We start from the raw sequence: 13,951 nt of genomic DNA, 5'->3' as shown, positions 1-13,951 counted from the left end.
CTTAGGGGCGCGGGGAACTGCGCGACAAGCCCCCACCGGCGGACAGCCGAAACGACACCCGCCGGAGGCTTTCGGGAAGGGGCGGGGTGGGGCTAGTCGAACCAGCGCGACTGCGCCAGCTCCGCCGTCCTCGACGGATCTTCCAGCAGCGCCGCCACCTCAAAGCGCCGCGGCCACTGCGAGGCGGCCCAGGACAGGGCCGCCGCCACGCCCTCCAGGGTCGAGGCGTGCACCGTACCGTCCGGCACACGGCGCCAGTCCAGTTCGACCCCACCCGCCAGGAGCTCGTCATGCTCCAGGTACGTGGCGGGAGTCGATGGACCCAGCAACACCCGCACCGACTCCGGCACCTCCCGTTCCGTCCCCTCCGACGACACCTCCGCCGACACCGTCTCCCCGAGCCGGGGGACCTGGAACAGTTCCGCCAGGTCCGCCGCCCGCGACGGGGCGACCGGGAGCAGCGGCACCCCGGACGTCAGCGGGAGCAGATCCGGCGCGTCCGCGACCACCGCGTCGGCCGCGTCCACGACCCGCACCTCACCATCGACCACCGCCCGCAACTCGTCCGGAAGCGTCACCTGATCGGGGTCCAGATACGCCAAGGACGTGTACAAGGCGTGCAGTTGGGCGGGCGACACCGGGAGATCGGGATCCGACAGGCGCGACAACAGCTCCGCCGCCCCGCCCGGCTCGTCCAGCAGCGCCGCCACCGACGTGCGTACACCCAGCGCCCGCAGCACCTGCTCGTCCTCGAACCCGGTCGCGTCGACCGACTCGTACAGGCCGAGCAGCAACGGATCGGAGCCCGCCGCGCGCAGGCCCGCCGGGCGGCGGCCGCCCAGGACGGGGTGGCCGCGCAGCCACCACGCGGTGTACGGGCGCACGCTCTCGGTCGTGCCGTCCGGCAGCAGGATGCGTACGGGCTGGGTCAGCGCGTCGCGCAGCGGCGGCTGGGCGAGCAGCGCGAGCGCGCGCGGCCAGGCGTCGTCGTCGACCAGGTCGAGGTCGCGTACGGCCACGATCTCGGTGGCCACCGGCGGCACCGGCGTGTGCGGCAGCCGGTCGAGGACGTCCTCGCACCACACGTCGACCGCGTCAAGGAGACCGGCGTCGTCGGGCTCGGCGAAGTCGCCGTCGCGGGGCTCCAGTTCGTCCGGGTCGAGGACGACGTCACTCGCGCGTACGAGGGCGAACGTGGCGAGCACCCCGCACGCGGCCAGCGGCTGCTCGCCCCAGCGCTCGGCGAGCTCGCGGTCGACCTCGGCGAGTTCGCCCGTACGGATCACCGAGGCGAACGCGCTGCCGGGCAGGACGAGTTCACCGGCGGGCGCGAGCTCGCCGTCCTCGTCGGGGAGCGCGAGGGCGCCCAGCCAGGGCTCGTCGCCGGGTTCGAGCGCCGCGTCGCGCACCAACGCGAGGACGGCGTCGGCGAGTTCGTCGGCGTCGAGCGCGTCCTCGTCCCAGATCTCGCCGCCGTCGAGCGAGGCGGCGACGGCCGCGCGCACCTGGGGGGTCGTCAGGACGGCCCGGGGTGTGGCCGGGAGGGCGCCCAGCTTCTCCAGGAGCGGGTGCGCGGCGTCCGGGTGCGCGACCTTCAGGCCGAGGCGGGCGAGGTCGGCGGGGGTCTGTTCCAGCGGGAGCAGGATCTGGCGCGGGCCGATGGCCGTACGCCCGTCCGCGAGCGGGACCGGGAGGCCGGAGAGACGGTCGGGGTCGACGCCGGCCAGGGTCTCGTAGAGCCGGTACCACCACTCGGGGGCGCGTTCGGCGCCACCGATGCGCTCGATGGCGTCGCCCAGCGGCAGCCGGCCGACGCCGAGCGTGCGCAGCTCGGCCCGGCGCTCCAGCCCGGCGGGCAGCAGCGTCGGCAGCACCTCGGCGAGCACCTTCACGGTGTCCGCGCCCGCGCCCTCGACCACCTCGGCCTCGAACGGCCGTAGCGCGGTGAGCTCTTCGGAGGGGACGGCCGGGGCGAGGAAGGCGATACGGGGCAGCCGCTCCAGGATCGCCGCGCGCAGCGCCCCGTCCAGCTCGCCCCGCCCGAGCGGGCCCGGCACGAGGTCGACGGTGCCGGTCGAGACGGGCCGCCAGTCGCCGAGCAGCGTCGCGTACGCGTCGGCGGCGCGCTGCACCAGGAAGTCGGTGAGCGGGCCGGGGGCCGGGTGGCGGCGGGCGGTGTCGAGCGGCAGCGAGGCGATGAGCAGCGCGGGCACGCCCAGGGGCTCGTCGGTGGGGGTGGGGGCGTGCACGACGGGCGCCGTGCGCGGGCGCTGCGGCGCGCCGTCCAGGTCCACGGGCACGGCCCAGGTGACCGACCAGTGCGGGCGCAGCCGCTCCTCTACGGGGCGGTCGGCGAGGAGGTCCGGGCCGAGCGGGCCGTGGTCGGTGACGGTCCGCCAGCGGTTGAGGCCGTCCCTGGTGTCGTCGATGTGTACGTAACCGTCGTGCTCGGAGCGACGCAGTACGCGGGCGCCGTCCGGGGTCTCGACGACGACCTCGACGAGTCCGGGGAGGGTGAGGAGCAGTGCGTCGTCGATCCCGGCGAGCAGCCGCTGGACGAGGTCCTCGGCGGGCTCGTCGCGCAGCGGCAGGACCACCACGGTGTCGTAGCCCTCGGGGGCGGTGCCCTCGGCGGGCAGCGGGAGCCGCAACAGGGGTACGTGGCCGTCGCGGCGGCGCAGTTCGTCGCCCAGGCCGGGGCTGAACCTCGCCGCCTCGGCGGCCAGGTCGCGGGCCTCGGCCAGGGACCAGCGCACGCCGCCGGTGCGGCCGACGACCGCGGGCTCGTCGCTGACGGCCAGCACGGCGGCGAAGCCGACGCCGAACCTTCCTACGGCGCCGGTCGCGTCGCCGTCCTGGCGCTTCGCCGAGGCGCGCAGGGTGGAGAGGGATTCGACACCGGTCGCGTCCAGGGGGGCGCCGGTGTTGGCGGCGGCGAGTACGGGCTGTTCGCCGGGGGCGCCGGGGTGCAGGGTGAGGCGCAGGCGGCCGGGGACGCGGGCCCGGGCGGCGGCGTCGGCGGCGTTCTGGGCCAACTCGACGACCAGGCGGTCCCGGTAGCCGCCCAGCGCGAGGTCCTCCTCGGCGTTGGCGTCCTCGCGGAAGCGGGCGGGAGCCGTGGCCCAGGAGTCCACCACGCCGCGCCGCAGCCGCGCCGTCCCGAAGGGATCGGCCCCTTCGCCCCCCGTCGCCTTGACGATCACGCGCCCACACTCCGCTTCTGCCTGTCGGTACACCGTGGGCTGAAGGTACCGCGTCGTGAGGCGGGCGGGTTTTCCCCCACCCCACCCCTTCCCTGAACCCTCCGGGGGTGGGTGGGGGTGAAGGTGGTTCTCCCGGGGGGCTACGCCCCCGGACCCCGCTGGGGGTGGGTGGGTAAGCGGGGCTCCGCCCCTGCACCCCCGTTTGTCTGCAGACCGTGCTGGGTTGCTCGCGCAGTTCCCCGCGCCCCTAACTACCTAGGGGCGCGGGGAACTGCGCGATCAGCCCACACCGGCCCGCAGGCGAAAAGATCGCGCCTCCGGGGCCTAGGAGTGCCCCAGCTCCTCCGTGGGCTCATCCGTCGCCTCCGGGACCGAGCCGCTGTCCGGGGACGGGCGGAGGGGCAACACATCCGCGCCCAGGGTGTCCAGGACCGGCGGGGACGGGCGCGGGGGCTTGGGCATGACCGCCGCCTCCGAGTGGCCGCCGCAGCCGTACGACAAAGAGACCACTCGGCCGTCCGCCGGGCCGAATTCGTTCGCGCAGATGCCGAAGGCCTGGCTCAAAGAGCCCGCCACGGGGACCAGGAACGCGCACGTCATGCAGGACGCCGGGGCCGCCTGGGCCATCGGGGTCTTCGCTCCGAACGCCTCGTCCCAACGGTCCGCCGCCGCGTGCAGACCGTAGCGGGACAGCACGCGGGCCCGGCGCATGCCGAGCTCTTCGGCGAGAGCCGCGATCGAGCCGCGTGTCGTGCCGGGGCGCGACACCAGCTCCGCGTCCTCCGCCTCGACCCGTTCGGCCATCTCATCGGAGACCGCGGAGTTCGGCGGCGGGGCGTCCTCGCCCGAGTAGCCCGGCTCCAGACGGAGGTCGTCCGCCTCGGTGGGCAGGAGATCGCCCGGGCCCATGTCGCCGGGGCGCAGGCGTTCGCTCCACGGCACCCATTCGGGCGCCTGGAGCGCGTCGGGCCCGGGCAGCAGGACGGACTCGTCGAGGGTGATCTGCTTGGAGCGGGAGGCCCGCGCGACCGTCACCGCCCAGCGCCAGCCCCGGTACCCCGGCTCCTTGCACTCGAAGAAGTGCGTGACTACACGGTCACCCTCGGCCACGGCCGATACATGCTCGCCGACCACGCCCGGCGCGGCGGCTTCCTCCGCCGCCTCCCGGGCGAGATCGACCGCTTCGGCGCACAGGCGGTCAGGGGTACGGCTTCGCGTCGTCGCAGCACTCACAGGTCTCGCTTCTCTCCTACGCCGTCTCACGGGTGCGCCGGGGACCGCGTACGTACGAGTCACGGACGGAGCGGACCAGGGGGCCGCGTCGACGTCCGCGCCCGGGCCGTAGAGCTGTCAGAGGCGCGCCTTCTGCCATCCATTCTGCGGGATCGCGGAGAGGCGCGCGGCCATGAGCAGCCGCGGGCGGCGCGCCTGTCACGCTACCCCCTTCGTGGCCCGTGGCCCACCTGCCGGTCCGAATCCCCGCTCGGTCCGCACAGGTCGTACGGGCTTGGGGCACTATGACTGGGTGGCAACGGCAAGGTCCACGGACGGAACCAGTCCCCTGCGCAAGGCAGGCCGGAAGGTCGGCCGCGCCCTGCATCTGCCCTTCACCGGAACGGCTCGCTCCATCCGCAAGGCGACACACGCGCACGGCGCCGGTGAGTCGGGCCTGGGCAAACTGATCGAGCTGCACGCCGTGAACGGCGCCGGTGACGTCATGATCACCGTGGCCCTCGCCTCCACCGTCTTCTTCTCCGTCCCCACCGACCAGGCCCGTGGGCGCGTCGCGCTGTATCTGGCGATCACCATGGCCCCGTTCACCCTGCTGGCCCCCGTGATCGGCCCGCTCCTGGACCGGATGCCGCACGGCCGGCGCGCCGCGATGGCGGGCGCGATGCTCGCCCGGGCCCTGCTCGCGCTCACGATGTCGGGCGCGGTCGCCACCGGCGGCCTTGAGCTGTATCCGGCGGCGCTCGGCGTCCTGGTGGCGTCGAAGGCGTACGGAGTGGTGCGCAGCGCGGTCGTACCGAGGCTGCTGCCACCACGGTTCTCGCTGGTCAAGGCCAATTCGCGGGTCACACTCGCCGGGCTGCTCGCCACCGCCGCGGCCGCCCCGATCGGGGCGGGGCTCCAGCATGTCGGGCCCGAGTGGCCGCTCTATGGGGCGTTCTGTGTCTTCGTGACGGGCACGTTCCTGGCGTTCACGCTCGACCACAAGGTGGACTCGTCCCTGGGCGAGCGCAAGGCCCAGCTGGTCGACCACGGCGGCGCGGCCCGCAAGCCGGGCCTGCGCACGGTCGGCGCGGCCGTGCAGAACGGGCTGGTCGGCAACGCCGCCCTGCGCGCCCTGTCCGGTTTCCTGATCTTCTTCCTGGCGTTCCTGCTGCGCGAGCACCCGCTGAGCGGGCAGAGCGCCGCCGTCTCGCTCGCCGCCGTCGGCGTCTCGGCGGGCGTCGGCAACGCGCTGGGCACGGCGGCGGGCTCGATGCTGCGCTCGCGGGGCCCGGAGATCATCATCGTGATGATGCTGATGGCCGCGCTGGGCGCGTCGGTGTGCGCGGCGGCGTTCTTCAGTGGCGTGCTCATGGCGGTGCTGGGCGCGACCGCCGGGTTCACCCAGGCGCTGGCGAAGCTGTCGCTGGACGCGATGATCCAGCGGGACGTGCCCGAGGAGGTGCGCACCTCCGCCTTCGCCCGCTCCGAGACCGCACTCCAGATGTCATGGGTGCTGGGCGGCGCCATAGGGATCGCGCTGCCGCTCAACGGCGTGCTCGGCATGGCGGTCGCCTCGGGGCTGCTCGCGGTGGGCTTCGCCACGTCCGTACGAGGGCTGCTGACGGCTGCTCGGCGCGGCACGCCACACCCGCGCGTGGCGTGATCACGGCGGACCGATAGCCTTCGGCTCATGACCGTTGCGTTCACCTCTGGTAAGGCCCGTCGGGCCGGCATCGCCCTCGGCGCTGTCTCCGCCGGACTCCTCGTCCTCTCCGCCTGCGACAAGCCGACGCCCCTCGCGACCGTGACGGTCGGGAACACCTCGGTGAACGCCGAGGCCACCTGCCGCAACGACGGCAAGGTCCTGTCGGACGAAAAGCTCACCACCTGCCTGAGCAGTGTGAAGACGTCGAAGACGATCAAGTACTCGCCGGGCGCGACGCTGCGCCTGGGCGTGGACCCGGACGTCGTCGAGAACGGCGACAAGTGGGTGGCGGTCCTCGACGGCGCCCCGATCACCGAGCCCTCCAAGCAGACGTACCGCTCCTTCCCGAACGCGGACGTCTTCGCGACGGGCGGGCAGGGCGGCGCCGCGCCCAAGAGCAAGAAGATCAACATCATTCAGGTGAACGACAACAACAAGCCCAAGTCGGTCTGGAGCTTCACGCTCAAGCGCGAAGACGGCTGAGACGACGGCTGACATGCGCGTGCTGGTCGTGACCGCGGTTCCCGCCGAGCGGGACGCGGTCACGCGCGCGTGCGCCGAAGCCGCAGCTGAAGCCGCGTTCGACACCGTCGTCGGCGGTGTCGGCCCGGCCTCGGCCGCCGCCGCGACCGCGACCGCGCTCGCCCGGACCCCGTCCCCGTACGACCTGGTCGTCTCGGCCGGGATCGGCGGCGGGTTCGCCCCGCTGGCCCCCGTCGGGTCCCTGGTCGTCGCCTCGCGGATCGTCGCGGCCGATCTGGGCGCCGACACGCCCGACGGCTATCTCGATGTCGAAGAGCTCGGATTCGGGCGGTCGGTCCATCTGCCGCCCGCCGGACTCGCCGAGGCGATCGCCGCCGCGACCGGCGCCGCGTACGCCCCCGTGCTCACGATCTCCACCGTCACCGGCACCGCCGGACGCGCCGCCGCGCTGACGCAGCGCCACCCCGGCGCCGGGGCCGAGGCGATGGAGGGGTTCGGCGTCGCCGAAGCGGCCGCGTTGCACGGCATCCCGGTCGTCGAGATCCGGGCGGTCTCCAACGCCGTGGGCCCGCGGGATCGTTCCGCCTGGCGGATCGGGGACGCGCTCGCCGCGCTCACCGACGCTTTCGGGAAGCTCCCGCCCGTACTGGAGAGTTGGAACGGTCATGACTGAGCCGCTGCGCATCGCCTACTCGCCCTGCCCCAACGACACGTTCGTCTTCGACGCGTGGGCCCACGACCGGGTGCCGGGCGCGCCCCGCATCGACGTCACCTTCGCCGACATCGACATCACCAACGGCATCGCCGAGCGCGGCTCGGACGACTTCGACGTGCTGAAGGTGTCGTACGCCGTACTGCCGTGGGTGCTCGACGAGTACGCGCTGCTGCCGTGCGGCGGGGCGCTCGGACGCGGCTGCGGCCCGCTGGTGCTGACGAAGGAGCCCGGCGTCGACCTGACCGGCAAGACGGTCGCGGTGCCGAGCGAGCGCTCGACGGCGTATCTGCTCTTCCGGCTCTGGGCCGCCGATGTGGTGCCCGGCGGGGTCGGCAAGGTCGTGGTGATGCCTTTCCACGAGATCATGCCCGCCGTACGGGACGGCCGGGTGGACGCCGGACTCGTCATCCACGAGGCCCGGTTCACGTATCAGGAGTACGGGCTGCACTCGCTCGCCGACATGGGCGAGCACTGGGAGAACACCACCGGGCTGCCCATCCCGCTGGGCGCGATCGTCGCCCGCCGCTCGCTCGGCGAGGAGAAGCTGCGCCAACTGGCCGCCGTCATCCGCTCGTCCGTCCGGATGGCGTGGGACGACCCGGAGCTCTCGCGGCCGTACGTACGCGAGCACGCCCAGGAGATGGACCCGGCGGTGGCCGACCAGCACATCGGGCTCTACGTCAATGAGTTCACCGCCGACCTCGGCGAGGACGGCTACGCGGCGGTGCGCGGACTGCTCACACGCGCCGCGGCCGAGGGACTTGTTCCGCCCCTCGGCCGCGATGCGCTGAGTTTCGTATAAACGGTTGTCCAACTCGTAATGCGCCTTTATGCGCTGACGGTTCGGGGCAGGCTTACACGTCGAGCTGGTCCGCGACCGCCCGCAGCAGGCCGGCGATCTTCTTGCCGGCGGCCTTGTCGGGGTAACGGCCGCGCTCCAGCATCGGCGTGATGTTCTCCAGGAGCGTCGTCAGATCCTGGACGATGGAGGCCAGTTCGTCGGGCTTGCGGCGCTGTGCGGCCGCGACCGAGGGCGCCGGGTCGAGGACCGTCACCGAAAGAGCCTGGTCACCGCGCTGGCCTGCCACTACGCCGAACTCGACGCGCTGGCCGGGCTTGAGCGTCTCCACCCCGGAGGGGAGCACGGACGAGTGCACGAAGACGTCACCGCCGTCGTCGCGGGAGAGAAAGCCGAAGCCCTTCTCGCTGTTGAACCATTTGACCTTGCCGGTAGGCACGTCTGTCCTCGTCCTCGTACTCGTCGTCGGATGCTCGGGGCGCCGCGGAAAAACGGCTCTGGATAGCACTGCAGCGGGTCGCCTTCGGACCCGCCGACACCAAGGCTAATGGTCCAGAGGCTGCTGACAAGACGTCCCGGCAGGTCCTTACGGGCAGGGAACTACCCTGACCGAGTGAGTAACGAAACCCAAGCGAATTCGGCCAGCAACGAGTCGAACACCGGGGACCGGCTGGTTCGCGCCGGTGTCATCGTCTTCTTCGTCGGCGCGCTCGCCACGCTGGTCACGGTGGCGCCGCTGTTCCTGCACACGTCGAGGTTCCCGCCCGCCGCGTACTGGATCTGCATGCTGATGGGCGTCGGGTTCCTGATCGCGGCGGCGGGTGTGGTGACGTCGGTACGGTCGGGGCGGGGGGCGGCCTAGTCGGGTGTCCGGCTACTTGCCGCGTACTGCTTCCACCGCGGACGAGCGTCCTAGCCTCGCGTCCGGCCGTTCGCCGCGTACGTCTTCCACCACGGCCGGAATTCCGTGAGGTCGGCGAGGAGTACGTCCGCGCCCGCCGCGCGCAGTTCGTCCGCGCCGATGGGGCCGGTCGGTACGGCCACGGAGAGCGCGCCCGCCGTGTGCGCCCCGCGTACGTCGCCGGTGTGATCACCCACGTACACCTCCGCGCCGTGCGCGCGCAGCGCCTCCGCCTTGGCCTCCGCCCATAGTCCGCCGATCAGTTCGTCGGGCTCGATGCCGAGGTGGGTGAGGTGCATCGCCGCCTGCGGCGCGTTCTTGGCGGTGACGACTATCGCGCGGCCGCCGAGCTCCTGGACGGCGCGGATCGCGTCGTCGGCGCCGGGGAGGGCGGGGGTGCGGGTGATGGCGTATGTGGGGTAGATCTCACGGTAGCGCCGGGCCATCTCCTCGACCTGGTCCTCGGGGAACCAGTGCGCGAGCTCCCATTCGAGCGGCGGGCCCAGCCGGCTGACGGCGGCGTCGGCGTCGATGTACGTGCCGGTGTCCGCGGCGAGGCGGGTGTAGACGGCGTGGATGCCGGGGCGGGAGTCGATGAGGGTCATGTCCAGGTCGAAACCGACGGTGGGGGTGCGCGAGGCCATGGCCCCCATTGTGCCGAGCCCCACCCCGCCCCTTCGCCTAAACCCTCCGGGGGTGGGTGGGGGGTGAGGCACGTTCCCGGGGGCTCCGCCCCCGGACCCCTGAGCGGGGCCTGCGGCCCCTGCACCCCGCTAACGGGGCTGCGCCCCCGCTTTTCGGCTGCGGGCCGGTGGGGGCTGGTCGCGCAGTTCCCCGCGCCCCTAAAAGCCAGGGGCGCAGCGCCATTGCCCCACCCACCCCCAGGGGCGTGGCGCAAGCCGGGGTGCGGCCCTGCTTGCCCGACCGCCCCACCGGGGTCCGGGGCGGAGCCCCGTAGCGGGGTGCAGGGGGCGCAGCCCCCGCGGGGGGTTCAGGGGGCTGTGCCCCCGAGGGGGTGCAGGGGCGCAGCCCCGCCCGGGGGTCCGGGGGCGAAGCCCCCGGAGAAACTCCCCTCCCCCCTCAACCCCCACCCACCCCCGGAGGGTTTAGGGAAGGGGCGGGGTGGGGGAAATCACCGGCGGCGCTGCGAGCGCCAGACCACGAACAGGGCCGACGTCACCGCCGCTATGCGCAGCAGCCACGGCCACATCCCCGACGCCGCGTCGCCCATCCCGCCCGGCGCTATCGGCGCGCCCCAGCGGCCGTCCTGGCGGCCCCAGAGCCAGACCAGGCCGCCGATCAGGGTCAGGGCGGGCAGACCGAGGACGCCCCACTTCTTCTCCGCGGGCGTCAGCCGCCGGGAGAGGTACGCGAGGAGCCAACCGCCGCCCAGGGTGTACAGGTTGCCGAACAGCGCCCCGCCGACCAGGAGCACCGCCGCGAGCAGCAGCAGCGGGTTGGTCAGGCCGGGGCCGGGGGTGGAGCGCCTGGACGGGATCAGGGCCCGCCAGTTCCGGGTCCGGGGTGGCGGTTCGGGGTCGGGCTCCGAGTCCGACTCCACCGCCGGATCGGACTCCTCCTCCGGCTCCTCCTCCAACTCCTTCCCCGGCGGCTTGAATATCTCCGGGATCTCCACCCCGCCCACGAACCCCGCCACCGAGTCCCCGGGCCCCCCGCCCCCGAACGGGCCCTGCTCGATGCGCCACCAGTCGGGTTCGCCGTCGGACGAGGCGAGTTCGTCCATGCCCGCGAGGTGCGGCGGCGACGCGCCGCCCGGGGACGGCTCGGCCACGCCCGTCGAGGGCGACGACGCGCGCGGGCGCGGGAACAGCTTCGGCCGCCCCCGCTCCCGGGGCCGCCCGCTCCCGCCGTCACGCTGCCCCGGCACCCCGCGCCCGGCCGCCTCCACCTCGGGCGGCGCCGCGTACTCCCCGCCCCCGGTGACCGACTCGACCACCTCGTCCGGCGTACCCAGCCGCCCCAGGATGCGGCGCACCGCGGCCGGGGTGTCACTGCCGTACTTCGCCCGTCTGCGGTCGATCTCGTCCCGCAGCGACGACACCAGCCGCATCCGCGTCCCCGACGGCAGCTGCCGCTGCTGGGCCAGGTCGCCGACCCGGCTCAGATAGTCGTAGACCAGCTGGTCGCTCTCGATCCCCACGCCATTCCCCTCCGTGCCCCGACCCGCCCCGCCGGGGCCCGCCGCCGCCTCCCTGCCCTGACGGTAGCGCGCAGCGGCTACCGTGGGGCGGATGGGGACCGGCGAGCGCAACCAGGAGGCGCACGTGCCCGAAGCAACAACCGGAGCGACCGGCGACGAGTACGGCACGGCCACCGGTACGACGGGCGCGGGCCGCACCTCCGGCACGGCCACTTCCGGCACAGGCGCCACCCCTGGCGCGAGCGGCACCACCGGCGCGGCCACCGCCACAACCCCCCGCACCCTCGCCGAAGCCCTCCGCTCCCGGCCCGACTCCTCCCTCGCCGCCCTCCTCCGCGCCCGCCCCGACCTGCTCAACCCCGTACCCAGCGACCTGACGCAGCTCGCGACCCGGGCCGGGACGCGGGCCTCCGTCGTACGCGCCCTGGAGCGGCTGGACCGGTTCGCGTTGCAGAGTGCGCAGGCGTTGGCCGTCGCGCCCGACCCGGCGCCGTACGACGTACTGCTCGCGCTGCTGACCGGCGACGACGGAGACCGGGAAATCGAGGCCGCGCTGCCCGGCGCGGTCGCGGAACTGCGGGAGCAGGCGCTGGTGTGGGGGCCGGACGACCGGCTGCGGCTCGTACGTACCGCACGCGAACTGCTCGCGCCCTCCCCCGCGCACCCCTCCCCCACCGGCCTCGGCCCGACCGTCGCCGAGGCCACGGCCGGGATGTCACCGGGGCGGGTGCAGGAGATCCTGCGGGCCGTCGGGCTGGCCGCCACCCATGATCCCGTCTCCGCCGTCGCCGCGCTGACCTCGCTCTTCACCGATCGGCGGCGGATGTCGGAGCTCCTGGACACCGCGCCGCCGGAAGCGCTCGGCGTGCTCGACCGGCTGGTGTGGGGGCCGCCGTACGGGGAGGTGTCGGCCGATCCGGCGCCGCCCGTGCGCTGGCTGCGCGACCACGGGCTGCTGCTGCCGACCTCCGCCCGCACCCTCGTGCTGCCCCGCGAGGTCGCCCTGCATCTGCGCGCCGGGCGCGCGCACCGGGCGCCCGAGCCGGTCGCGCCCGCCGTCACGCCGACGCGCGAGTACGCGCCGCGCATCGTCGACACCACGGCGGCGGGCCAGGCCCTGACCGCGCTGACGATGATCGAGGACCTGCTGGCCGAGTGGGACGAGGGCGGCCCCGCCGTACTGCGCGCGGGCGGCCTGAGCGTGCGCGATCTCAAGCGGACCGCCGTGGCGCTCGACACCACCGAGCAGACCGCCGCCTTCTGGCTCGAACTCGCCTACGCGGCCGGGCTGTTGGCCTCCGACGGCGAGGCCGACGAGCGCTACGCGCCCACGCCCGCCTGCGACGACTGGCTGGAGCTGCCGCCCGCCGAACGCTGGTCGCGCCTGGCCGCCGCCTGGCTCTCGGCGACCCGCACCCCGGGTCTCGTCGGCGGCCAGGACACCCGCGGCCGCACCCTGTCCGCGCTCGGCCCCGACCTGGACCGCTCCCCGGCCCCCGAGGTCCGCCACCGCGTCCTGACCCTGCTCGCGCAGCTCCCCGAGGGCGCCGCCCCCGACCCCGGGACGCTCCTGGAAAGGCTGCGCTGGGAGCACCCGACCCGCACCGGCCCCGAGGACCTGCGCTCCAAGCTGGCCCAATGGACGCTGGAGGAGGGCGAGTTGCTGGGCGTTACGGGCAGGGGCGCGCTCTCCGCCCACGGCCGCGCGCTCCTCGCACCGGCCGCATCGCAACAGGGCACCACCCTCCTCGGCCTCTCCGCCGCCGCCGCGCTCGCGCCCCATCTGCCCGAGCCCGTCGACCACGTGCTGCTCCAGGCCGACCTCACCGCCGTCGCGCCCGGCCCGCTGCGGCGCCCGCTCGCCGCGACCCTGAACGTCCTCGCGGACATCGAGTCGAAGGGTGGCGCGACGGTCTACCGGTTCACGCCCGCCTCCGTGCGGCGCGCGCTCGACGCCGGGCAGGCCGCCTCCGATCTGCACGCGTTCCTGGCCGCGCACAGCCGTACGCCGGTGCCGCAGCCGCTCAGCTATCTCATCGACGACGTGGCCCGCCGCCACGGCCATCTGCGGGTCGGCGCCGCCTCCTCGTACGTACGCTGCGACGACGACGCGCTGCTCGACGAGATCGTCGCCGACAAGCGGTCCGCCGCGCTGCGCCTGCGCCGCCTCGCTCCGACCGTGCTCGCCGCCCAGGCCGACCCCGCCTCCCTCCTGGAGCTGCTGCGCGCGATGGGGTACGCCCCGGCCGCCGAGTCCGCCGAGGGCGATGTGGTGATCGCCCGCGCCGACACCCGCCGCACCCCGCCCCGCACCCCGCCCGCCCCCGTCCCGGACGGCCCGCCGCTGCCGGACGACACCCTCCTCGGCGCGGCGGTACGGGCGATCCGCGCGGGCGACGAGGCCGCCACCGTCGTACGCAAGGAGCCGCCGAGCACCACGGCCGCGCCCGCCGAACAGGGCACGCTGCCCCGCACCACCCCCGCCGAGACCCTGGCCACCGTCCAGGCCGCGGCCATGACCGGCTCGGCCGTCTGGATCGGCTATGTCAACGCGGACGGCGCGGCCAGCCAGCGCGTGATCGCCCCGGTCCGCGTCGAGGGTGGCTTCGTGACGGGCTACGACCACACCGCCGACGAGGTCCGTACGTATCCGCTGCACCGGATCACCGGCGTCGCCGAGCTGGCCGACGACTCGGCCTGAGCCGGGAGCCGGAAAACCCGGCGCCACCAAGGGACCGCCCCGCATTCCCCCGGGCTCAGGCACACTGG

General features: G+C 74.3%; 11 protein-coding genes. 6 read left to right on the top strand and 5 right to left on the bottom strand.

Going from position 1 to position 13,951, the window contains the following annotated elements; genetic code table 11:
- Positions 1-92 precede the first annotated feature (92 nt).
- Both BG418_RS29690 and BG418_RS29685 read right to left on the bottom strand, forming a co-directional pair.
- Positions 93-3,203: a sacsin N-terminal ATP-binding-like domain-containing protein gene (locus BG418_RS29690; RefSeq protein WP_188277059.1), complete on the bottom strand. Its 3,111-nt coding sequence runs from the start codon at positions 3,201-3,203 to the stop codon at positions 93-95.
- A 324-nt stretch (positions 3,204-3,527) separates the two neighbouring features.
- Entirely contained in the window at positions 3,528-4,436 is a 909-nt protein-coding gene (locus tag BG418_RS29685; protein WP_188277058.1) for a DUF3027 domain-containing protein, read from the bottom strand.
- A gap of 292 nt (positions 4,437-4,728) precedes the next feature.
- Between BG418_RS29685 and BG418_RS29680 the strand changes: the two genes are divergently transcribed.
- The 4 genes from BG418_RS29680 to BG418_RS29665 are packed head-to-tail and all read left to right on the top strand — an operon-like array spanning position 4,729 to position 8,123.
- Positions 4,729-6,081 carry an MFS transporter gene (locus tag BG418_RS29680; protein WP_188277057.1) on the top strand — a complete coding sequence of 451 codons (1,353 nt, stop codon included), beginning with the start codon at positions 4,729-4,731 and terminating at the stop codon, positions 6,079-6,081.
- Between the two features lie 27 nt (positions 6,082-6,108).
- The gene (locus BG418_RS29675; RefSeq protein ID WP_188277056.1) at positions 6,109-6,606 is read left to right on the top strand and encodes a DUF2771 domain-containing protein; all 498 of its coding nucleotides are present in this window, start codon (positions 6,109-6,111) and stop codon (positions 6,604-6,606) included.
- A 13-nt stretch (positions 6,607-6,619) separates the two neighbouring features.
- Positions 6,620-7,279 carry a futalosine hydrolase gene (locus tag BG418_RS29670; RefSeq protein ID WP_188277055.1) on the top strand — a complete coding sequence of 220 codons (660 nt, stop codon included), beginning with the start codon at positions 6,620-6,622 and terminating at the stop codon, positions 7,277-7,279.
- Entirely contained in the window at positions 7,272-8,123 is an 852-nt protein-coding gene (locus BG418_RS29665; RefSeq protein ID WP_188277054.1) for a 1,4-dihydroxy-6-naphthoate synthase, read from the top strand. The genes BG418_RS29670 and BG418_RS29665 overlap by 8 nt, the downstream gene beginning before the upstream one ends.
- Positions 8,124-8,175: 52 nt before the next feature.
- Here BG418_RS29665 and BG418_RS40960 read toward each other — a convergent pair whose 3' ends face one another.
- Positions 8,176-8,559 (bottom strand): cold-shock protein, encoded by a 384-nt coding sequence (locus BG418_RS40960; RefSeq protein ID WP_067162767.1) that lies wholly within the window; start codon positions 8,557-8,559, stop codon positions 8,176-8,178.
- 174 nt (positions 8,560-8,733) lie between these two features.
- Between BG418_RS40960 and BG418_RS29655 the strand changes: the two genes are divergently transcribed.
- Complete coding sequence (locus tag BG418_RS29655) at positions 8,734-8,982, top strand: hypothetical protein (RefSeq protein WP_188277053.1); 249 nt, start codon at positions 8,734-8,736, stop codon at positions 8,980-8,982.
- A gap of 50 nt (positions 8,983-9,032) precedes the next feature.
- Here BG418_RS29655 and BG418_RS29650 read toward each other — a convergent pair whose 3' ends face one another.
- Positions 9,033-9,665 carry an HAD family hydrolase gene (locus tag BG418_RS29650; RefSeq protein ID WP_188277052.1) on the bottom strand — a complete coding sequence of 211 codons (633 nt, stop codon included), beginning with the start codon at positions 9,663-9,665 and terminating at the stop codon, positions 9,033-9,035.
- A 488-nt stretch (positions 9,666-10,153) separates the two neighbouring features.
- A complete protein-coding gene (locus tag BG418_RS29645) occupies positions 10,154-11,182 on the bottom strand; it encodes a hypothetical protein (protein WP_188277051.1) in 1,029 nt (342 codons plus the stop codon).
- Positions 11,183-11,273: 91 nt separating this feature from the next.
- Here BG418_RS29645 and BG418_RS29640 point away from each other — a divergent pair, with 91 nt between their 5' ends.
- Positions 11,274-13,883: a helicase C-terminal domain-containing protein gene (locus BG418_RS29640; protein WP_223185544.1), complete on the top strand. Its 2,610-nt coding sequence runs from the start codon at positions 11,274-11,276 to the stop codon at positions 13,881-13,883.
- Positions 13,884-13,951 lie beyond the last annotated feature (68 nt).

It is taken from the genome of Streptomyces sp. CBMA152, assembly GCF_014596475.1.
Taxonomy (GTDB): Bacteria; Actinomycetota; Actinomycetes; order Streptomycetales; family Streptomycetaceae; genus Streptomyces.
The sequence above is the reverse complement of the archived record's forward strand: the minus strand, read 5'-3'. Positions and strand labels throughout refer to the sequence as shown.

Bases quoted from the DNA above. Each gene is read 5' to 3' on its own strand.
- BG418_RS29675 (WP_188277056.1), top strand. From the start codon at position 6,109: ATGACCGTTGCGTTCACCTCTGGTAAGGCCCGTCGGGCCGGCATCGCC.
- BG418_RS29670 (WP_188277055.1), top strand. From the start codon at position 6,620: ATGCGCGTGCTGGTCGTGACCGCGGTTCCCGCCGAGCGGGACGCGGTC.
- BG418_RS29665 (WP_188277054.1), top strand. From the start codon at position 7,272: ATGACTGAGCCGCTGCGCATCGCCTACTCGCCCTGCCCCAACGACACG.
- BG418_RS29650 (WP_188277052.1), bottom strand. From the start codon at position 9,665: ATGGCCTCGCGCACCCCCACCGTCGGTTTCGACCTGGACATGACCCTC.
- BG418_RS29640 (WP_223185544.1), top strand. From the start codon at position 11,274: ATGGGGACCGGCGAGCGCAACCAGGAGGCGCACGTGCCCGAAGCAACA.